Source organism: Dictyobacter sp. Z7_2 (assembly GCF_057551105.1).
Genome location: NZ_BAAJPE010000001.1, coordinates 267,391 through 289,690, shown reverse-complemented (window position 1 = coordinate 289,690; position 22,300 = coordinate 267,391). Strand labels below are relative to the sequence as shown.

Genomic DNA, 22,300 nt, shown 5'->3' with positions numbered 1-22,300 from the left:
GAAAAAGCAAGAAAGAAGGAGTAAAAACACGTGGATAAAATTTCTGAACGGATCGCTGCACTTTCACCTGAGAAGCATCGCCTTCTTCAGGCTCTCTATACAAAAAAACAGCAACAGTCGACAGAGCTGACGACGATCTCTCATCGTGCGTCAGATGGGCCGGCGCCGCTGTCTTTCGCGCAACAGCGCTTCTGGTTCTTTAATCAACTCATGCCAGAGAGCTCGATCTATAACGCCCTGGCCATCGCCCTGCGCATCACGGGTTCTCTCTCCATCTCGGCGCTGCAACAGAGTCTGGATGAGCTTGTGCGCCGCCACGAGATCCTGCGTACAACCTTTACACTCGCAGAGGGTGTGCCCGTCCAGGTCATCCAGGAGCCACGACCGGTGGTCATCGCCTGCGCCGATCTGCAAACGCTACCAGCAGGCGAGCGCGAGGCCGTAGCCATCGAACACGTCCAACAGGATAGCCATCAGCGGTTCGATCTTAGCCAGGGACCACTATTCAGGGTACATCTGCTACAGATTGGGCCAGCCGAGCATCTTTTCTTTGTTGTGATACATCACATTATTAATGATCATCGCTCGCATGAAATATTGTTGCATGAAATAACGACTCTCTATAGCGACTTCAGCGCGAACAATCCTGCGTCGCTGGTAGAGGCGCCTCTACAGTACGCGGACTTCGCAAGCTGGCAACAGTGTTACCTGCAAGGTGACAGGCTCGCAAAGCTTCTTGACTACTGGACCACCCATCTCGCAGGTGATCTTCCTCGGCTGGACATCGCGGACCAGAAGGATGACACGGAGCGCAATTTTCGTGGCGCGACCTACACACAGAGCATCGCGGGTCCTCTGCTGGATAGCCTGCGTGCCCTGAGCCAGCACACGGAAACAACGCTGTATATGACCCTCCTGACGGTCTTCCATATCCTTTTATATGGCTATACCGGGCAAGATGATATTCTTATCGGCACGCCAATCTCTGTACGCAACCATGTCGAGCTGGAAAACATGCCGGGCTGCTTTCTCAATACGCTCGTGCTGCGCTCGGACCTGACAGGTAATCCAACCTTTCTGGAACTGGTGAAACGTGTGCGCGAAGAGACACTCGCCGCCTATCAACATCAGGATCTCCCCTTTGAAAGGCTGGTTGAGGCTCTACAACCCGAGCGCAAGATGGGCGAGATGCCTTTTGTTCAGGTTGCCTTTAACTACGTGATTAATCAGCAGGATCAGCAGCAACATCATCTTCCCGGTCTCGAACTTGCCCCGATTGAGATCGCGGATACAATGGCTGATATCGACCTCTTGCTGAGTATCGTGGAAGATGCGCACGCATTGAAAGTACAGTTTCAATACCGCGCCGATTTGTTCTCTCCCGAGACGATAACAACTATGGTCGGATACTATACGACGCTGCTGGAACGCGTTGTGGCTGATCCCGAACAGACCAGCACAGATCTGACCCGCATCATTACAGAGGAGCGTGCGCAAGCCAGGCGAGCGACTGAAGAGAGGAGTAGCAGTCCAGATACCGCACAGCTATTGGAGTCCTCTAATCTCACGCGCAATCAGCTCCTGTTCTGGATGGGGCAGAAATTGCAGCCACAGGTTCCGCAGTACAACTCCATCAGCCTCTTCACCTTCTCGAAAGCGATTGACCCGTCGCACTTTCAACGCGCTTTTCAAGAGCTGGCAAAGCACGTCGATATTCTACGCATCGTTGTCGAAGAACAGCATGGTGTGCCGATGCAGCGTGTCCTCGCGACGACTCCCAGCACGGTCGAATACATCGATCTCACGCAGGAGTCAGATCCCGCAACGCTCTTCCCACGCTGGCTACAGGAGCGCAGCACGCGGATCTTTGATCTCAGCAAGAATCTGTTTGATCCTGTCCTGCTTAAATGGAGCGATGAACGCTATATCTGGTACCTGGCTCAGCATCATATCATCACCGATAAATGGTCCACAGCCCTCCTCTGCCAGCGCTTGCTCGACTTCTATGAGTTGTCCCTGCGCGGAGAGCTGGAAGATGCTCAGGTCAACTACACCCAGTTTGCGGACTACGTGACCTATGAACGCGCACAGCGTTCTTCACCTGCTGGCATCGCAACTGAGCAGTACTGGCAACAGAAAATAGAGCATCAGCCCGAGCCGATCCACTTCTACGGCAAGACGCCTGTAAAGCGCACAACGCTCATCGAGCGCGTTCCCTGTAGCCTGGGCGTTGAACGAACACGGCGTCTGCGTGAGCTGGTGACAGGACCCGATTTTCTGATGACGCTTGATCTCTCGCTCTTTCAGGCCTTTACTGCCGTGCTTTTCGCCTATCTCTACCGTGTCAGCGGCAATCAGCGACTCTCCATCGGCTCGCCCTTCCAGGCGCGACCGGCCACGTTCAGAGACACCATCGGCCCATTTTCTGAAGCACGGCCTATGCATATCGAGATCGAGCCAGAAGAGACGTTCCACTCGCTCCTGCTGAAAGTCAGAGCGGAGATCTTTGATGTGCTGAAGTACTCGCCCTACTCCAGCCCGAACCTGAACAACGCCACCTATGATGTCTTGCTTAACTACCATCCTCACATCACCTTCCCGGATATGGTGGACTACGAGTGGTATCACGTAGGGCACGGCAGTGATAGCTTGAATGTGCAGATACTCAGCATGGACGAAGCGGGCAGCTTGCAATTGCTGTTTGACTTTCACCGCGACATCTTTAGCAGAGAGCAGTATGAGCAGGTCATGCAGCACTTCATCGGCACAATCGATGCCTTCATCGAGGACGGAAAGCAGTCGCTTAAGGGCTTCAATTTCCTCGCCCCGGACGAGCGGCGCCAGATGCTTGATGCCAGCTATGGAGCCACGCATGGCTATACCGAGAACCTTCCGCATCGCCTATTCGAGCAGCAGGTGGCGCGTAGGCCTGATGCCATCGCTGTGGTCTACGATGATATTCAGCTCAGCTACAGCTATGTGAACGAAGAGGCGAACCGTCTGGCATACCGCCTACAAACGCTCGGTGCTGGACCTGAGCAGCGCGTTGGCCTGTGCCTGATGCGTTCGCCCCGCATGGTCAGCGCTATGCTTGGCATCCTGAAAACGGGCGCGGCCTATATCCCACTGGACCCAACCTATCCAGAAGAGCGCCTGACTACGATGCTCGCGGCTGCCAACATTTCTATGCTGGTAACGCAGGAACATGTCGATACCACCTTCTGCACGCCGAGCCTGCACATCGTCACCCTGGAGAGCCTCGAACCGTACGAGGCTGGGCTGTGGCAGGGAGCACGCTACATTCCGCAGGATGGAAGTCATCTTCTCTATGTCATCTTTACCTCTGGCTCAACGGGTCAGCCTAAAGGTGTAGGCATCTCGCAGCGCGGCTTCGTCAATCTGCTCAACTGGTACGCGAAGGAATTCACGCTGACGACCAGCGATCGCACGCTGATCATCTCTTCGTTGAGCTTCGATCTCACGCAGAAAAACATCTTCGTGCCCTTGATCGTTGGTGGCGCTGTACACCTGCTCGCGGCGGAAAATGCGGATATTCCAGCGATCTCACGTACGCTGCGCGAACAGAATATCACCGCTTTTAACTGCACACCCAGTCTTTTCTACGCCGTCGCCGATGACGACGATTACGCCGCGCTGCGTAATTATCCGACGCTACGCTACGCGTTTTTGGGCGGCGAGCCCATCCCAGGCCAGAAAATCAAGCGCTATTATGACGCGGTCCAATCGCAGACAGAGATAGTCAGCACCTATGGACCAACGGAATGCACCGATGTTTACACCTTTTATCGCGCACGTGGCACCGATCAGGAGATTACCACGCTTCTGCCTATCGGCAAGGCAATCTACAACGCCCAGACGCTGATCCTCAATGAGCAGCTTCAGCTCGTCCCTCCGGGCGTCATCGGAGAGCTCTATCTGGCTGGCGACGGTGTGGGTATCGGCTACGTCAATGATAGCGGACTGACGGCGGCCAGTTTTCTGCCACATCCCTTTGGCAAGATGCCAGGAGAGCGGATCTACAAAACTGGTGATCAGGTACGTGCTCTGCCCGATGGCAATATCGAATTCCTGAGCCGGGTCGATTTCCAGGTCAAGATTCGCGGCTTCCGCATCGAACTGGCCGAAATAGAGATCGCTCTACGGCGTCATCCAGAGGTCCGTGAAGCTATCGTACTGGCAAAGGATGAGCCGGGCGGCGATAAGCGTCTGATCGCTTATCTGATCCCCCGACACGATACGTCGCCCGAGCTTGAGGAGCTACGTGCCTTCCTGCAAGATCTGCTGCCAGAATATATGCGGCCCTCGCTCTTCGTCATCCTGGACACGCTGCCACTGACAGCGAATAACAAGATTGACCGGCAGGCGTTGTTGGATCTGGATCTGTCTCAGACTGTTTCAGATACAGACCGTATACTACCACGCAATAGAGAGGAGGAGATGATCGCGCAGATCTGGTCTGATCTGCTGGGAATAGATCTCGCTAGCATCGGTATCTATGATCGCTTCTTCAATATAGGCGGTCACTCTTTACTCGCTATTCAACTCGTCGTGCAATTGCGCGCCGTCTTCGATGTCGAGATCCCCTTGATCAGCATCTTCCAGATGCCTACCATTGCTGATCTGGCCCTTGTAGTCTTGCAGGCGCAGATGGATCAGATCGATAGCGAACAGGCCGCCTTGCTGCTGGAAACGCTTGAGGCGGAAAAGCCGATGGAAAGCATAGTTCGCGGGCAAAACGAATACAATAATTAGTTATCAGTAAAGGATATGTACATGAGCGATTTTGATTTTGATATTGGTATTATTGGTGGTGGTCCGGCTGGTGCCTCTATGGCCTCCTATATCGCGAAGGCCGGGCTCTCCTGCGTCGTCTTCGAAGGCGACCTCTTCCCGCGTCCACACGTCGGCGAGTCCTTTGTGCCAGCCTCAACGCGCGTCTTCAAAGAGATCGGCTTCCTTGAGACGCTGGATAAAGCTGGCTTTCCACACAAATACGGCGGCGCCTGGACTACCAATGGCAAGGGAGCGGTTTATACCGATAGCTGGGAGGGCCTTTCGCCCGACTGTCACGTGAATATACGCTTTGAAGAACGCGAACAGCCTGGCGTTGATCGCAACTATACCTTCCACGTGGACCGGGCCAAATTTGACCTGCTGCTCTTACAGCACGCGCATGGCCTTGGAGCCAACGTCTATGAAGGCATACGCGTTCAGAACGTGGATTTCTCGGAGCCGGGGCGTCCGCGTATTAACTTCGCGCTAGGCAAAAAAGACCTCCATGTTAATGTGCGCATGGTCGTTGATGCCAGTGGACGTCGCACGCTACTGGGTAATCAATTAAAGCTGCGCATCCACGATAAGGTCTTCGATCAGTACGCTATCCACGCCTGGTTTGAAGGCTACGATCGCCGGGTAATGGCTAAAAGTGCGGCGCTGGACGATTACATCTTCATTCATCACTTGCCATTGATGAATTCGTGGATCTGGCAGATACCCATCAGCGAGACTGTCACCAGCATCGGTGTCGTCACGCAGAAGAAGAACTTCGCGAAATCGAAGCAGGAGCGCGAAGAATTCTTCTGGCAATGCCTGGAGAGCCGTCCAGAGATTGCCGAGCTCCTACGCAACGCGACTCAGCTGCGTCCTTTGAAGGAAGAGGGCGATTATAGCTACGCGATGAAACAGATCTGTGGCGACAATTTTGTGCTGGTTGGCGACGCGGCCCGCTTTGTCGATCCGATCTTCTCCACAGGCGTCAGTATCGCCCTCAACAGCTCGCGTTTCGCCAGCGCCGATATTATCCGCGCGGCGGAGAGCGGCGATTTTGGCAAGCAACGCTTCCAGACGTTCGAGACGACCTTGCGCCGTGGCACTAAAAACTGGTACGACTTTATTACCGTCTACTATCGCCTCAACGCACTCTTTACAGCGTTTGTGCAGGATGAGCGCTACCGTCTGGATGTGATCAAGCTGCTCCAGGGCGATGTCTACGATGATGATAATCCGCCTGTGCTGCGCAAAATGCAGAGCATCGTCAGCGAGGTCGAGCGCAACGAAGATCATATCTGGCATCGCTATCTGGGTGAGCTGACTGGCAATGCCTTCTCGCCAGCGTACTAAGGTCTCTCAAGGAGGGAAAGATGGATTTTTCGTGGTCGCCCCAACAGGATGACTACTATACGCAGATACTTACGCAGGCCAGAAGTGCCTTTCCGCGTCGCCCGGAGCAATTCTGGACGCCCGAGGACTGGCAGCAGTGCGGCGAACTGCATCTGCCTGGCCTCAGTGTGCCCGAACGCTATGGAGGTGAAGGCCACGACGCTCTGACCAGCGCGCATATCATTGAGGCTTTCGGCAGGGGCTGCGAGGATATGGGGCTCGTCTTCTCGCTGGCAGCGCATCTTTTTGCCTGCGCCATGCCAATCACGGAATACGCGGAAGAGGCGGTTAAAGATCGCCTCTTACCGCCTCTGTGCGATGGCTCTCTGATCGGAGCTAACGCAATTACAGAAGAGCAGGCGGGCTCAGACATCTTCGCGCTCTCAACCCAGGCCAGGTGCGAGGGAGATGTCTATGTCCTGAACGGCAAAAAAAGTTATGTCAGCAATGGGCCGGTCGCCGATCTCTTCGTCGTCTATGCCGTCACCAACCCGGCTCACGGCTACCTGGGTATCACGGGCTTCGTGGTGGAAAAGGGCACGCCCGGCTTGCTGGTGGGAGAGCCGTTCAAGAAAGGTAGCTTGACCAGCACGCCCGCCTGTCAAGTGACGTTTGCGGATTGTCGTGTGCCCACAAACAACCGGCTTGGGCGTGAGGGACAGGGCGCGGAAATTTTCACACAATCCATGCAATGGGAACGAGCCTGCCTCTTCGCAGCGTACCTGGGGCAGATGGAGCGTCAGCTCGAGCGCAGCATCAGCTATGCAAAAGAGCGCTATCAATTCGGGAAGCCTCTGATCAAGCATCAGGCAGTCGCGCATCGCCTCGCTGCGATGAAGCTGCGTCTGGAATCCGCACGCCTGCTGCTCTATCGCGCCTGCTGGAGCTTTGACCAGGGGCAGCGCGCTGTGCTGGATATCGCGCTTTCCAAGCTGGCCGTGAGTGAGGCCGCGATCATGAGTGGCCTGGATGCCATTCACCTGCATGGCTCTCTGGGTATTGATAGTGAATACGGGATCGAGAACATGTTACGCGATGCCCTGCCCGCGACAATCTTCTCGGGCACATCGGAGATGCAGTACGACATTATCGCACGTGAGTTAACGTTATGAGTTTACGCAATCTGGTCATACAGAGCGCCCGTAGCAGGCCCGATGCCCTGGCAGTTCAGGATTCCTCTACGCGCCTCACCTACCGCGAACTCGATCAAGTGGCAAATCAGTTCGCGCACGCGCTGGCCCAATCAGGCGTGCGCGCAGGAGATCGCGTTGGTATCTGGTTGAGCAAGTCCGTCTATACGGTTGCCTCGATGCAGGCGATCCTGCGCCTGAATGCAATCTACGTTCCGCTGGACCCGCTCAATCCGGCCGCGCGCATCCGCACCATTGTCCAGGATTGCGCGATGCGTGTGCTGATGACAACGGGGCAGCAGGCCATCACACTTGAGGCGGATGATCCACAGGAGATCACGTACCTGTGCATCGATCAGGTCGATCTCACCTCTTTCCCGCAGATAGCAGGCGATTGGCCGGAACCCGTCGAGGATGCCATCGCCTTTATCCTCTATACATCCGGCTCAACCGGCAGGCCAAAGGGCGTCTGTATCAGCAATCGCAATGCGCTGGCGTTCATCGAGTGGGCCGCGACGATGCTTGGGGCGACCGAGCATGATCGCTTTGCCAACCACGCACCCCTACATTTTGATCTTTCAGTGCTTGATCTCTACGCCGCTTTCTATGCAGGAGCCTCGACGCACCTCATCCCGGATGGTCTCTCGTACGCGCCGCAGCAACTCGTAGCGTTCCTGCTTAAAGAGGAGATCACTGTCTGGTATTCGGTGCCCTCCGTGCTGATTCTGATGATGGATCTGGGAGGACTGCTGAATACGACGGCACCCGCGCTACGTGCTTTGCTCTTTGCTGGCGAGCCCTTTCCCATCAAGCATCTGCGTAAGCTGTATCAGCACTGGTCACATGTGCGCTTTTGCAATCTCTATGGCCCTACAGAGACCAATGTCTGCACCTGCTATGAGGTCACGCACCTTGCAGACGACTGGCAAAAGCCGGTGCCCATTGGCACAGCCTGCTCAGGCGATACTGTCTGGGCCCAGAAGGACGATGGCACCATCGCACGTGCGGATGAAGAGGGCGAATTGATGGTTACGGGTCCGACGGTCATGGCCGGCTACTGGGGTCTTCCCCCTCATGGCAAGCAGCCATACGCTACCGGAGATCTTGTACGCCTGCTTGCTGATGGAAATTACCTGTACCTGGGCCGCCTCGATCACATGTTGAAAGTGCGTGGACACCGTATCGAGGCCGGTGATGTTGAAGCCGTTCTCGCACAACATCCCGCTATCCAACAGGTAGCTGTGATGGTCACAGGTGCCGGCCTCGATGCGCGTTTGAAAGCCTTTGTTGTGCCTACCAGCCTGGAGGAGATACCCACGCTTTTAGATCTGAAGCGTCACTGCGCCGAACGCTTGCCACGCTACATGATCATTGATGCAGTGCAAGTTCTGCAAGAGTTGCCGCACAATAGAAACGGCAAAGTCGATATGCAAACCTTATTAACTATGAGCATGAAATAAAAAAAGGAGAGTAGATATGAAACGCGATGATGTTCTGGAAATTGTGCAGACGTACTTTGTTCAGCAGGTCCTGGATGGCAGAAACACCGGTCTGGATGCCTCGACGCCCCTCCTGGAGTGGGGATTGGTCAACTCTATCGAGATTATTCGCCTGGTGACCTTTATTCAGCAGCGCTTTGATACCGATATTCCAGCTTCACAGCTCGTCGCGAGCAATTTTGTCAATATCGGTGCGGTGACTGACATGATCATGCGCAATCTGTCATTGGCATCTGCGTCAAATCAAGAAGTATAAAACAGCCTGCGATGAGCGATTTTTACGCATTTCACGCATCAAAACAGAGATAGAACTTGAGGGCAAGAGAATGAAAGACGTTTTCGATCGTTTGAATAAGCTTTCCCCGGAGAAACGCGCTCTTCTGGAACGGCAGCTCGCGCAGAAAGCGCCGCAGCCAGGAGCGCGTATCCAGCGCCAGAGCGGATCTGGTCCCTTCCCACTATCTTTTGCCCAGGAGCGCCTCTGGTTCCTGGATCAACTGGAACCAGGAAGCGCTACCTATAACCTGCCGGCTGCCATTCGCTTATCTGGCCTCCTGGACACGGCTGCGCTTGAGCGTAGCCTCAATACCATTATCGAGCGCCATGAGATCCTGCGCAGCATCTATATGGCTGAAGATGGACAGCCAGTACAATATATTCAGCCCTTCACGCCCCTTGCGCTTCAGCCTCGCCGCCTCACTGGCGTGACGCCTGAGCAGCGCGACGCCGAGTTGAAACGCCTGACAGCTACCGAAGCCAGCCAGCCGTTTGATCTGGAACACGGTCCCGTGTTTCACGTTACCCTGCTCCAGAAGAGCGCTGATGAGCATATTCTATTGCTCACTTTCCATCATATAGTCTTCGATGGCTGGTCAATTGGCATCTTCAGTCGCGAGCTTTCAACGTCCTATGCGGCCTATAGCGAAGATCGCTCCGCTCATCTGCCGGAGCTTTCTATCCAGTACATAGATTTCGCCGTTGATCAGCGCCGTACCCTGCAAGGTGCCGCGCTGGAGCAGCAACTCTCCTACTGGCAACAGCAACTGGCAGACATCCCCGCGACTCCGTTGGAGTTGCCCACCGACTATCCTCGCCCGGCGGTGCTGCGCTTCCAAGGCTCACGCTATGAGTTCGCGCTGCCCCTACGATTGAGTGAGGCGTTGAAGGCGCTGAGCCGTAGCGAGGATGTGACCCTGTTTATGCTGCTCCTGAGCGCTTTTTTCGCTCTGCTGCAGCACTATACTCGCCAGACCGATATCCCCATCGGCACGCCACAGGCCAATCGCCGATCAAGCGACGTTGAAGATCTGATTGGTCTCTTCGTCAATACACTGATCCTGCGTGGAGACCTCTCGGGCAATCCACGCTTCCGCGCCCTGCTCAAACGCGTGCGCGAAATGTGCTGGGACGCGTACAATCATCAGGATGTTCCGTTTGAAAAAATCGTCGAAAAGATCCAGCCTGAACGCAATCTTAGCTATAATCCTCTATTCCAGATTATCTTTGCTCTGCAAAATATGCCGAAAGGCTCGCTGGAATTACCACATCTTTCCATTGAGTCAACGCGTGTGGACGCGAAAACTACCATGTTTGATCTGCGGCTCATGCTGATGGATAGCGATGAGGGATTGGGCGGTGTACTTGAATATAATAGCGATCTTTTCACTGAAGCTACTATTGAGCATATGGTGCAGCATTTCCAGACCATTCTTACAAGCATTGTTGCCAATCCGGATCAACCTATCGCCGATCTCAACCTTGTCAGTAGCAAGGAATATACTCTGCTGACAAAAGAGTGGAACGCGCACACAGAAATGTACGCGACCGATAGCAGCCTGCACGAATTATTCGCTGCGCAGGCCGCTCGGCAGCCAGATGCACCCGCCATTCATTTTGCCGAGCATACAGTAACTTATCAGGCACTTAATCAGCAGGCAACCCACCTGGCCAAGATCTTGCAAGATTACCACGTAGGGCCAGAGGTCATCGTTGGTGTGGCAATGGAGCGCTCACTTGAACTCATTGTGACGATACTGGGTATCCTCAAGGCAGGTGGGGCGTACCTACCACTCGATCCCCATTATCCTACGGAACGCCTGAACCTGCTGATCGAGGATGCCCATGTTGCGCTGGTCATGACCGATCAGGCATCCTACGCACAGATGACGCCATTACATGGACAGGTGCTTACCTTCACCGAGCTTCAGGATCTGGCACCGTCCTCGCCTGATAGAGCACTGCCGCAGGTACGGCCCGAAAATCTGGCTTACATCATTTACACATCTGGCTCAACGGGAACACCGAAGGGCGTCATGATTAACCATGCTCACGTTGTACGCTTGTTCCTGGCAACTCAACACTGGTTCAACTTTAGCACCCGCGATATATGGACCCTCTTTCACTCCTACGCCTTTGATTTTTCTGTTTGGGAGGTGTGGGGGCCTCTTTTACACGGCGGACAGCTTGTCGTTGTACCATACTGGGTTAGCCGCACGCCCGCACACTTTTATACGCTGCTCAAGGAACGTGCCGTCACTGTCCTGAACCAGACGCCCTCCGCCTTCGCGCAGCTTTTACAGATCGAGGAGCCTACGCCTTCTCGTGCGGATCTTTCCCTGCGCACCGTCATCTTCGGCGGCGAGGCTCTGCATCCGCGCCAACTTGCTCCCTGGGCGCAGGAGGCAGAGGCAAAGTCCTTCGCGTTCGTGAATATGTACGGCATTACCGAAACCACGGTTCATGTTACCTACAGACGCTTGCAGGCCGCCGATATCCTCGACAACCCGCGTAGCGTGATCGGAGCTGCTATCCCGGATTTGCAGGTCTATATCCTCAATCCCTATCTCAATCCTGTGCCCGTGGGCATGGTGGGCGAGCTCTATGTGGGAGGATCGGGAGTCGCACGCGGCTATCTTAATCGTCCCGAGTTGACCGCCGAACGCTTTATTCCACATCCTTTTAGCGATCAGCTCGGTGCGCGCCTCTATCGCACCGGTGATCTGGCACGCTACCTGCCCAATGGTGATATCGAATATATGGGACGCGCCGATGATCAGGTCAAGATCCGTGGCTTCCGCATTGAGCTGGGCGAAATCGAGGCCGCCATTGCTCGCCACGCTGATGTGCAGGAAGTCCTCGTTGTGGTTCATTCGGATGCGGCAGAGAACAAACGCCTGATCGCGTATGTCATTCCCAGAGCACAGGCCAAGCTATCATCATCCGATCTCAGGCACGCGCTACAGAATACCTTGCCAGATTATATGATACCGGCGTACTTTATCACCCTGCCATCCTTCCCGCTTACGCAGCATGGCAAGGTTGATCGCCAGGCATTGCCCCCTCCTACGGATATGCTCACTACTTTGGAGCAAAGCTATGTGCCTCCCGTAACGCCGCAAGAGATCAAGTTGGCTCGCATCTGGTCACAGGTATTAGGCATCAAGCGCGTCGGTATCCATGATAACTTCTTTGAGATGGGCGGCGACTCTTTGCGCACCATCCAGGTCAAGAGCCTTGCTCAGAAGGTCGGCATCTTCTTTTCCGTCCAGCAGTTCTTCCAGCATCAATCCATTGCAGAGCTCATTTCTGTCCTTCAGCCCACAGACGCGCTTGAGGAAGAGCTTCCGTCCATTGTGTCCTTCCAGATGCTCAAAGCAGAGGATCGTGCGCTGCTGCCTGAAGGGCTTGACGATGCCTATCCCATGACGCTGCTTCAGTTGGGCATGATCTTCCACGGTCAGTACAGCGCTGCGGATGGCGCGCTGGCCTATCACGATGTATTCAGCCTGCATGTACAGGGACGCTTTGATCAAGGCAAGCTCAGTCGGGCAATCCAGTACCTGTTACAGTGCCACCCTATTCTGCGTACGTCGTTCGAGCTTAGCCGCTTCTCGGAGCCGCTGCAACTGGTGTATAAAGAGGTGACCACGCCTCTGCAATGCCAGGATATGCGCGACGTTGCGCCCACACAACAGGCCAGCGCTTTACATACCTTGAATGCTATGCAACAACGACAGAGCTTCGATGTCACGCGAGCTCCTCTTTTGCAGTTCCAGGCTCACGTGCGCACGGATGAGAGCTTCCAGCTTACACTGAGCTTCCATCATGCGATCCTCGATGGCTGGAGTGTGGCTACACTCATCACTGAGCTTATGCAAACCTATAAAACGTTGCTTGTTGAAGAGAATGCGCTACACAACACGCAACCGGCAACATCATATCGTGATTTCGTTTACCAGGAGCAGCAGGCCCTCCACACGCAGGAAGCTCGTACGTACTGGCAGCAGATGCTCGAGAATCACACGCAGATCACGCTGCCGACCTGGACGCCCTTGCAGGCGGAAAAGGAGGCCAGCCCGTTGCCCCAGCTGCAAATAGCGCTGCCCCAGGAGGTCATGAACGGCCTGCACAATATCGCCAGTGCGGCACGCGTGCCTCTTAAGAGTGTGCTGCTTGCCGCTCATATGCGTGTGATGAGCCTTTTGAGCGGGCAGCGCGATGTGTTAACGGGATTGGTCACTAATGGGCGCGCCGAAGGGAACGACGGCGAGCGCGTGCTGGGTCTGTTCTTAAATACAGTGCCATTTCGTCTGCAACTACAAGGTGGTAGCTGGGTGCAGCTTGTGCGCCAGATCTTCGCAGCAGAACAGGAGCTCTGGCCACACCGGCGTTATCCTCTCGCGCAGATCCAGAAAGAGAACGGCGGCGCTCCCCTCTTCGACATCTACTTCGACTATCGACACTTCCACGTCTACCATCGCCTGTCAGCCCTGGAAGAGGTTAAGATCGTCGATAGCGAGTTCTTCGAGAAGACTAACTTCGCGCTTACCGTCAACTTCAATCACGCGCTCTCCAATGAACAGCTATCACTGACCCTGAAATACGACGCGATGAAGCTCTCCCGCTCCCAGATCAAAGCGATTAGCATGTACTATCTCAATACTCTACAAAGCATGGCCACGCAGCCAGCTGCGCACTATGAAACGGCTGTGTTGCTGCCGGAGAGCGACTGGCGCTTCGCCGTCGCGCAATGGAACGCGACGGAGCTGGACTACGCGCGGGAACGCTGCCTCCATCAGTTGTTTGAGGAGCAGGCTGCGCGCACACCTGATGCCATCGCGCTTGTGTCCGCAGATGCGCAACTGACCTATGGCGAGCTCAACCGTCGTACGAACCAGCTGGCCTACTTTCTGCAACAGCAGGGCATACAACCAGATACGCTTGTAGGTCTGCTCCACGAGCGCTCGCTGGATATGCTTATTGGAGCGCTGGGCATCCTTAAAGCAGGCGGAGCTTATGTCCCGCTCGATCCCAAATTTCCGCAGGAACGCCTGCGCTTCATTATCGAAAACGCGCAGATTCACACGTTGCTCACACAGCCGCGCCTCAAGGACGTGGTGGCGGAACTACCCATCAACGTGTTCTACCTGGATCAGCTCCGTTTCGACCTTGCCAACTATCCTACAGAGAATGTACAGTGTGCAGTCAACTCCTCCAACCTCGCCTATGTTATCTATACTTCAGGTTCCACGGGGCGGCCAAAGGGAGTCATGATTACACATCGCAATGTGCTCAACTTCTGCACAGGCATGAATCAGCGTATCGGCACAGAGGAGCAGGCACACTGGCTGGCGGTAACCAGTATCTCCTTCGATATCTCTGTCCTGGAGCTTTTCTGGCCGCTTACCCATGGACAGCGTGTGGTACTGCAATCTGATCGTCTTACTCAGCAGGCGCCCGTGCACAGCGTGGCACAAATGGCCAGTTCGGAGGACAAATATCGCCCGCTGCTGGATAGCGTCGTGCAACGGAGCCAGATAGATACAGAGGCAGAGCCACAGCCTATCACCATCTCCGCGGAGATGACGATGCAGGGCATCTCACATTTGCAGGTTACACCGTCTCTGGCACAGATTATCCTGGCAGAGCCTCAGTCAAAACAGAGTCTGGGTCAACTGCGTCAATTGCTTGTTGGTGGTGAGGCACTCCCATCCGCACTGGCACAGCAGCTCAGCGGTCAACTCACTGGATCACTTTATAACATGTATGGGCCAACGGAAACGACCATCTGGAGCACGACACAGCAGATTTATCCAGATACAACGGCTGTCTCAGTTGGGCATCCGATAGGTAATACGCAAGGATATATCCTCGATGCCTATTTGCAGCCAGTTCCGCCGGGAGTCGCGGGCCATCTGTACCTTGGAGGAGAAGGACTGGCTCGTGGCTATCTCAACCGTCCAGATCTGACCGCTGAGCGCTTCATCCCTGATCCCTTCAGTATTCAGCCGGGCGCGCGCCTCTACCAGACAGGCGATATCGCCCGCTATCTCCCTGACGGCCGTCTAGACCTGCTTGGACGCAGTGACTTCCAACTGAAGATGAGAGGTTACCGTATTGAGCCGGGCGAGATCGAGGCCGCGCTATGGAAGCACCCGGCTGTACGCGAGGCCGTGGTAGCGGCCTGGGAAGATGCTCAGGGAGATCGGCGGTTGGTGGCTTATATCGTACCTGAGGCTTCCACACAGGCCGGAGCTGAGCAACAATGGTCGACAATGCTGCCTGCATTCCTGGCCGAGAGTCTGCCCGAATATATGCTCCCCAGCGCCTACGTCACGTTGCATGCCCTGCCGCTTACGCCGAATGGCAAGCTAGATAGGCATGCCCTGCCCGCGCCAGATCTGAGCCGCTCCGCTCAGGGGACACCTTATGTTGAGCCTACTACGCCGCTTGAAGAGACGCTAGCGCAGATCTGGTCTGAGATCGTGGGCGTTGATCAGGTCGGTATCGAGGATAACTTTTTCGATCTGGGCGGAGATTCGATCAAGGCAGTGCGTCTGATGGATCGCATTCATATGCGCCTGGGCGTGCAGCCCTCCCTGACCATGCTTTTCAAGTATCCAACCATCGCGCAACTGGCGCAGACACTACACAAAGCGGAGCCCGAAAGCACGCTGGTGCCCTTGGCGACACAACAGATCCGCGAGCAGCGCATTTTCCTGATCCATCCGCTTGGCGGGCACATCTTCTGTTACAATCCGCTGGCTCAAGCCTTCGATCATGATTTCACTATTTATGGTCTACAGGCACGTGGCTTCGATGGGAAACAGCCACCGTTCAAGCGTATCGAGGATATGGCAGCTTACTATATTCAGGAGATTATGAGTGTGCAACCAGAAGGGCCATACATCATTGGCGGCTGGTGCATGGGCGGCACGGTCGCGTTCGAAGTTGCACGCCAGCTTCACGCTCAAAGAAAACAGATTGCTCTGACTACGCTGATCAGTGCAGATGCCGATCGTCCAATGGATGCGGAATTGGCCAATGATCGCGTGGCAACGCTGCTCTATGCGCTCGGACTGTTGCAGGTACCGATGGAAGCGGACATCGTTGATAAGTTGGATGGCAGTGAGGGGGCACCCGATCTGGTGGAGCAGCTCACAACGCAGCATCTGCTGCCCGCTGACATGGAGCCCGAGCGCGTACGCGTGCATGCACTGCTCTATCAGACTCACGCACGTGCCCTCTTAAACTACCAACCAGAGCCTTATATGGGTAGGTTGGTCGTGCTCAGGCCGGAAGAGGCCGTCCCCACGCAAGGGAGCCAAAAGGACGCGCAGGACCAGAGTGGGAGCAGTGCAACGCCACCGCCGAGGAGTTGGGATCTGGGCTGGAGTAAATTTGCGCGTGGAGGCGTTGAAGTAATCGCTATTCCAGGTCACCATTACAGCATTATGCGTCCACCCTATGTAGAAGATCTGGCGAAGGCTCTAGGAAGCATCGTCCAGCGCGCTTCCGCTCAGGGTCCGGTGAAAGGCATGAAATGAGGAAATATGAGATTTTTTCCTGCATTGGCAACAGAGAGAGCTCTCTACGTCAGTGTTCCAGGTTATGCAATGCTAAGAATCTCGTTTTGCAGTAAACAAGGAGATGTGTAGCTATAATATTGACTTTCTTCAACAAAGTTTCCTATACTGTAATCTTTAAAGGATTTAAGTAGAGGGAAATTTACAAGGAAGGTCAAGAATTATTCATGAGTCTTGGAACACGTTTACGCCGGGAACGCTTACGCCGCCTGCTCTCGCAAGAAGCTCTGGCTGATGAGCTGGGTATCTCGCCCAAAAGTATCAGCCGCTGGGAGCAGGGTCAGGCTGTCCCCCAGGGACATGTTCGCTTACAATTATGCCGCTTCTTTCAACTCACTCCGGAACAGCTCTTCTCAGACCTTGAAGAGCTTAAACCTTCTCAACTCTGGAATATTCCTCATGGGCGCAACCCCTTTTTTACCGGACGTGAAGAGATCCTGGAAGCTCTTCACGCACAGCTTCACCAAGAACATACCATGGCGCTGACTCAGTCACTGGCGATCAGTGGCCTGGGGGGCATCGGAAAAACCCAGATCGCGCTCGAATATGTCTATCGCTATCGGCAAGATTATGCTTTCATCTTTTGGACCAATGCGGCGACGCGCGAGACCTTACAGGCCGACTTCAATGCGATCGCGGATCTTCTACAACTCCCTGAACGCAAGGAACAACAGGATCAGAAAAAAGTGCAGCGGGCCGTCAATCAGTGGTTTATGTCACATGACAACTGGCTCTGGATTATGGATAACGCGGATGATGTGACAATGGTGTTCGATATTATCCCGCCTGAACGTCCAGGACATCTGTTGCTTACCAGTCGCGCGCAGGCATGGGGCTCGCTGGCGCAGCCGATCGAAGTCAAAACAATGGGCATGGCTGAGGGGACACTCTTTCTCCTTCGTCGCACCAGGCTCCTCGCACCTACAGCAGCGCTTGAAGAGGCTGACGAAAAAGATCTTGCGGCCGCAGAAGCTATTGTGCTGGCGGTCGACTTCCTGCCACTCGCGCTGGATCAAGCTGGTGCTTATATCGAGGAAACAGGCTGTGGCCTCTCTGCTTATCTGGAGCTTTACCAGCGTCATCGCAAAGAGCTCTTGCGCCGTCGCGGCAATCTTGCGGCGGATCATCCAGAGCCGGTTGCAACAACATGGGCGCTTTCTTTCCGCAAGATTGAATATGCTAATCCTGCCGCAGCCGATCTCCTGCGCATCTGTAGCTTTTTAGAGCCGGATGCCATCCCTGAAGAGCTCTTTCTGGAAGGATATACGCACCTGGGTCCTATTTTGAGCCCGATCGCCGCCAGCCCTCTGGGGCTCAATGACGCAATCGGAGAATTACTTAAATTCTCTCTGATGCACCGCGATGCTGAGACCAGAACACTACGCCTGCATCGTCTGGTCCAGGAAGTACTTAAAGACACAATGGAGGAGAGTGCACAACGTCAATGGGCAGAGAGAGCCGTGCACGCGACCAATAGCGTCTTTCCCGCAAAAGTGGAGATAGCCACATGGTCAGGCTGTCAACGTATGCTGTCACAAGCCCAGGTCTGTAGCGTCCTGGTGCAAAACTACGACCTCACCTTTGCGGAAGTAGCGAACCTTTTCTCGCGGAGTGCGCGCTACTTGCAGGAGCACGCGCTCTATGAGCAGGCCGAGCCGCTTTACCAACAGGCAATACGTATCCAGGAACTGCCCGGTGAGCATCAGGAGGCCAACCTTGCCTTCTCCCTGAACGGCCTGGGAGAAATTCACCTTAAGCAGAACAAGTTTGAGCAGGCCGAAGAGCTCTTTCAGCGTGCTCTGACCATGCGGGACACTCTGCCCGAGTTAGAGATAGCGACGTCTCTTCTGGGACTGGGCAATCTTTACCTTGAGCAGGGGAAATTTGAGCAGGCCGAGCCTGCTCATTTTGAGGCACTCGCGCTCTTCGAGCGCCTGCTGGGGCCAGAGCAGCCGGAAGTAGCAACCACACAAACAGGGCTGGGCCTGCTTAATTTTCGGCAGGGCAAGCTTGAACAGGCCGAAGCACTCTTTCGGCGCGCATACACAATCCGCGAAAAAATTCTCGGTGTGGAGCACCCCGACGTCGGGGCTAGCTTGCATAATCTGGCTCTCCTCTACTGGCAACAGGGCAAATTTGAGCCAATTATTCCCCTATTTGAGCGCATCCTCTTTATCAAAGAGCTCCACTGGGAGCCCGATCACCCGATTATTGCCAGGAGCCTGCATAATCTGGCTGCTCTGCACTGGCGCCAGGGGCAGTTTGATAAGGCCGAAGCGCTCTTCCAACAGGTGCTCTCGATGCTTGAGCGACGCCTGGGATCTGACCATCCCGATACAGCTATGAGCGTGCAAGGGCTGGCTCTCGTCTATCAGGGGCGCGAGCAATTCGAGCAGGCAGCCACGCTTTATGAGCGCTCCATGTCCATCATCGCGGAACGTCTGGGGGCGGAACATCCCGAAACTGCGCGCAATCTGTATAATCTGGCCACTCTGTCCCTCATGCAGGGCAATCTGGCCGAAGCTGCCCCCCTATTTGAGCGGGCATACGCCATCCGCATACAACACCTCGGGTCCGAGCATGCAGATACTGCTGAGTCCCTTCATGGGCTAGGAGAACTCTATCGGCAGCAGCAGGAGTTTGCTCAGGCTGAGCCTCTGTTTGAGCGCGCACTTTCTATTCGCGCACAACAGCTGGGAGACGATCACCCTGACACGGCCGAGACCGTTTATGCTCTGGGCAAGCTGCGCCAGCTCCAGGGAAATGAGCAGGAGGCAGAGACGCTCTATCAGCGTGCGTTGCAGATCTGGGATAGCCATTTTATGCAATACCATCCTGATACGGCGCAGGTCCTCTATGATCTGGCGGCCCTGCGTGAGGCTCAGGACAGGCTGCTGGAGGCCGCATCCCTATATCAGAGAGCGCAGGAGATCCGTGCGCAAGCCTTTGGCCCTCAACATACCAAAACACAGGCAGCCCAGGCAGCCTATAACCGCCTGGTGAATGCTCCTTAGGAGTAGAAGGCCTGACACTTGGAAGTATCGATGTATCAGAAGGGGCGAGGGTCTGAAGTATTCTTCGAATCGAATTTCCCTGAAATCCACAGAGAAAAGATTATATCGTTGTAGGGTGCTCTTCCTTCTTCTTTTGTCAGGCCAGGTTCAACTTTACATTATTGCTATCAGCTTAAATGGTGGCAGCCGCGGCAGCCTGACGACGTAGGCTCCAGATGACGATGAACAGGAGAACCAGAGTCACAGCTTCTTTGTCGCCAAAAGTGCGTCTGAGGTGTACGGCCTCAAGCATCAGATCATGTATGTCGATAGACTTCCCTTCGTATACATGTATCGTTTTCTGTGTGTCATAAAAATTGTGTGCCTTCGTTGGTGCGCTATGGCTGTCCACGGAAAAAGAACAGCAGTGAGAGTACCACAACTCCTATGTGGACTATGAGGATATACCGCAGCCGTGTGATGAAGGGGCGTTTGATCGTTTTATGTCGAAAGTAGGCCCGCGCAGCATAGGCGGCAGGAGTCCCACCAACAAAGGCCAGGAACAATAAGACGTTTTCTGGAACTCTGCGCTCTCCCCTGATAGCGGAACGCTTATCCAGACCATAGATGACAAATGTGAGTATGTTTATTACAAGTAAGTACGCAAGAAAGAAATACACGTTTTCCCTCGTCTTTTTTGGAACAGACAAGCACAACTGTGTTTGTCTATCAGGTAGTATACCATCCTGAGCATTGACTGGTCCCTTCCTCCTCACGTCTGAGATGAATACAAGGGATAGGGTCTGCTTTCTTGCATTTTTCAGAATGCTGTAGTATTATTGCATTTAATAATGTTCTAAAATTTTGTAATGAAGGGTGTTTTTATGACGAGAGCTGACTTGATTATCCATCCTATCAGGTTGCGCATGATCATCGCTTTCACCAACAGGAAGCTTACGCCCAAGCAGCTTGCGGCTGAGTTGAAAGATGTAGCTCAGGCGACCCTCTATCATCATCTTAATCTGCTCACTGATGCCGGAATCACGCGCATCGTTGAAGAGCGTCTTGTCCGTGGTACCTTACATGAAAAGGTCTATACGCTCTCGGATGCTCCAACTGTTCTGAGTCTTGAGCAGATTGCTGGTGCCTCGAAAGACGAATTGTCGCAGTACTTCCTTGTCTTTGTCTCCAAGTTAATCGGTGACCATGCCCGTTACCTTGATCTCAAAGAAAATGGCTATGCTGCGGATATCGGATATCATCAGTTCCCAATATACTTGAGTGATGAAGAGTTTGTCCAATTTGTCCAGGAACTCAACGCTGTCCTGTTGCCCTGGCTTAAGCAAGAACCAGCTCCTGGTCGCCGCCGACGTCTGCTCAGCACTATTTTCATCCCTGAACTTGAGAGTGAAGAAAGGCAAAAAAACGATGAACAGCCATACTGAAAGAGAAAGAGAAGGAGCTAGAGATGCATATTGTGACCACTGAAGGAATCGCCCACCATCGCGTGGTGGAAACCAAGGGACAGGTCTTTGGCGTAGTGGTGCGTAGCCGAGGTCTAGGAGGCAACATCATGGCAGGTCTGCGCTCCCTGGTAGGTGGCGAGATTAAGGAATACACTGAACTGCTGGAAGATGCGCGCCGTCATGCGATTGATCGAATGGTTCGAAATGCGACTGCAATGGGGGCCAATGCAGTTGTGCGCATGCAATTTGATTCCTCGGAAGTGGGCAGTACGATGAGCGAGATCGTGGCCTATGGCACAGCGGTCGTGATTGAGCCGGAGAGCGAGGGTGCGTGATGCTGCGCTGGGTGCTCATTGGGTATGGGTTTCTCTACCTGGTTGGAGCGGCCGTGTTGCTGTTCCTGGTCCATGCTGGCGTCTTTCTGGTTGCGTATCTGGCGATTAACGGTCTCATTCTGGTGAGTGCCACGCTTTTTGAGCGTCAAAGATACCGCAGGCAGGTAGATCGAACCCAGGGTGACTTCCAGTTCACCGGGGAGCGGTTCGTTGATCCTACGACCCAACGGCTCATGGAGGTCTTCTACAATCCCATAACGGGTGAGCGCGAGTATCGCGAGGTGATAAAATGACATGCAAAATGAAGCGCATCTGATTGGTGCGCGACAAGGTCATTCGGGGACAAATAATATTGCTATGAAAAGCATCAATATGATCAATATGATCTATTGATGCTTTTCATGTGTAGTCTCACCATTTTATTTGGCAGGAACGTCAGGTATGTAAGCTCAAAAGTCGCGCCAATAACTGGTCGTTGCTCCTCCAGGTAGCGTCTTCTGACCCGCAGGAATGGCGCATGAGTACAGATGTACCAATGATGTAGAGGATAATTCTCAAAATAATACTAAAAAATTGACAAGTAGTGCGCGTTCGGCTATAAAAGAAAGAAATGCTGTTTCCAATCATTGTATGACTACGTTACGATAAGGGCGATCACATCACGATCGCGTCAATGATACAGGGATGGTTCGTTGCCAGGACAGCCGCGCTATCTTTGGCAATGGAGGAATCATGCCTGCAAATGAGAGTGTTCTGACGACTTAGAGTGTATTGACGACAAAAAATTGTGTCCCTTGCTATCCCTATGGATGAAAAAGATCATGCGGCTCAT

Annotated in this window: 11 protein-coding genes; 10 read left to right on the top strand and 1 reads right to left on the bottom strand. The window is 54.1% G+C overall.

The genetic code is table 11. The features are described from left to right. Positions 1-30 precede the first annotated feature (30 nt). From AC27N8_RS01145 to fxsT, 7 genes are all read left to right on the top strand, one after another. Positions 31-4,773: an amino acid adenylation domain-containing protein gene (locus tag AC27N8_RS01145; protein ID WP_487063092.1), complete on the top strand. Its 4,743-nt coding sequence runs from the start codon at positions 31-33 to the stop codon at positions 4,771-4,773. 21 nt (positions 4,774-4,794) lie between these two features. Then, the gene (locus tag AC27N8_RS01140; protein WP_487063090.1) at positions 4,795-6,141 is read left to right on the top strand and encodes an NAD(P)/FAD-dependent oxidoreductase; all 1,347 of its coding nucleotides are present in this window, start codon (positions 4,795-4,797) and stop codon (positions 6,139-6,141) included. 20 nt (positions 6,142-6,161) lie between these two features. Next, on the top strand, positions 6,162-7,292 hold the full coding sequence (locus AC27N8_RS01135; RefSeq protein ID WP_487063088.1) for an acyl-CoA dehydrogenase family protein: 1,131 nt from the start codon (positions 6,162-6,164) through the stop codon (positions 7,290-7,292). Beyond that, complete coding sequence (locus tag AC27N8_RS01130) at positions 7,289-8,770, top strand: amino acid adenylation domain-containing protein (protein ID WP_487063086.1); 1,482 nt, start codon at positions 7,289-7,291, stop codon at positions 8,768-8,770. The genes AC27N8_RS01135 and AC27N8_RS01130 overlap by 4 nt, the downstream gene beginning before the upstream one ends. 16 nt (positions 8,771-8,786) lie before the next feature. Further along, positions 8,787-9,065: an acyl carrier protein gene (locus tag AC27N8_RS01125; RefSeq protein WP_487063084.1), complete on the top strand. Its 279-nt coding sequence runs from the start codon at positions 8,787-8,789 to the stop codon at positions 9,063-9,065. Positions 9,066-9,135: 70 nt separating this feature from the next. Further along, entirely contained in the window at positions 9,136-16,635 is a 7,500-nt protein-coding gene (locus tag AC27N8_RS01120; RefSeq protein ID WP_487063082.1) for an amino acid adenylation domain-containing protein, read from the top strand. Between the two features lie 206 nt (positions 16,636-16,841). After that, positions 16,842-19,688 carry an FxSxx-COOH system tetratricopeptide repeat protein gene (gene fxsT, locus AC27N8_RS01115; protein ID WP_487063080.1) on the top strand — a complete coding sequence of 949 codons (2,847 nt, stop codon included), beginning with the start codon at positions 16,842-16,844 and terminating at the stop codon, positions 19,686-19,688. A gap of 377 nt (positions 19,689-20,065) precedes the next feature. Here the strand turns inward: fxsT and AC27N8_RS01110 are convergent, their stop codons facing one another. Continuing rightward, the gene (locus AC27N8_RS01110) at positions 20,066-20,347 is read right to left on the bottom strand and encodes a DUF1294 domain-containing protein (RefSeq protein WP_487063078.1); all 282 of its coding nucleotides are present in this window, start codon (positions 20,345-20,347) and stop codon (positions 20,066-20,068) included. 204 nt (positions 20,348-20,551) lie between these two features. On the opposite strand from AC27N8_RS01110, the gene AC27N8_RS01105 reads away from it, so the two are divergent. The 3 genes from AC27N8_RS01105 to AC27N8_RS01095 are packed head-to-tail and all read left to right on the top strand — an operon-like array spanning position 20,552 to position 21,761. Then, positions 20,552-21,112 (top strand): helix-turn-helix domain-containing protein, encoded by a 561-nt coding sequence (locus AC27N8_RS01105; RefSeq protein WP_487063076.1) that lies wholly within the window; start codon positions 20,552-20,554, stop codon positions 21,110-21,112. Between the two features lie 23 nt (positions 21,113-21,135). Beyond that, entirely contained in the window at positions 21,136-21,468 is a 333-nt protein-coding gene (locus tag AC27N8_RS01100; protein WP_487063074.1) for a heavy metal-binding domain-containing protein, read from the top strand. Beyond that, complete coding sequence (locus tag AC27N8_RS01095; protein ID WP_487067885.1) at positions 21,468-21,761, top strand: hypothetical protein; 294 nt, start codon at positions 21,468-21,470, stop codon at positions 21,759-21,761. The genes AC27N8_RS01100 and AC27N8_RS01095 overlap by 1 nt, the downstream gene beginning before the upstream one ends. Positions 21,762-22,300: the final 539 nt, after the last annotated feature.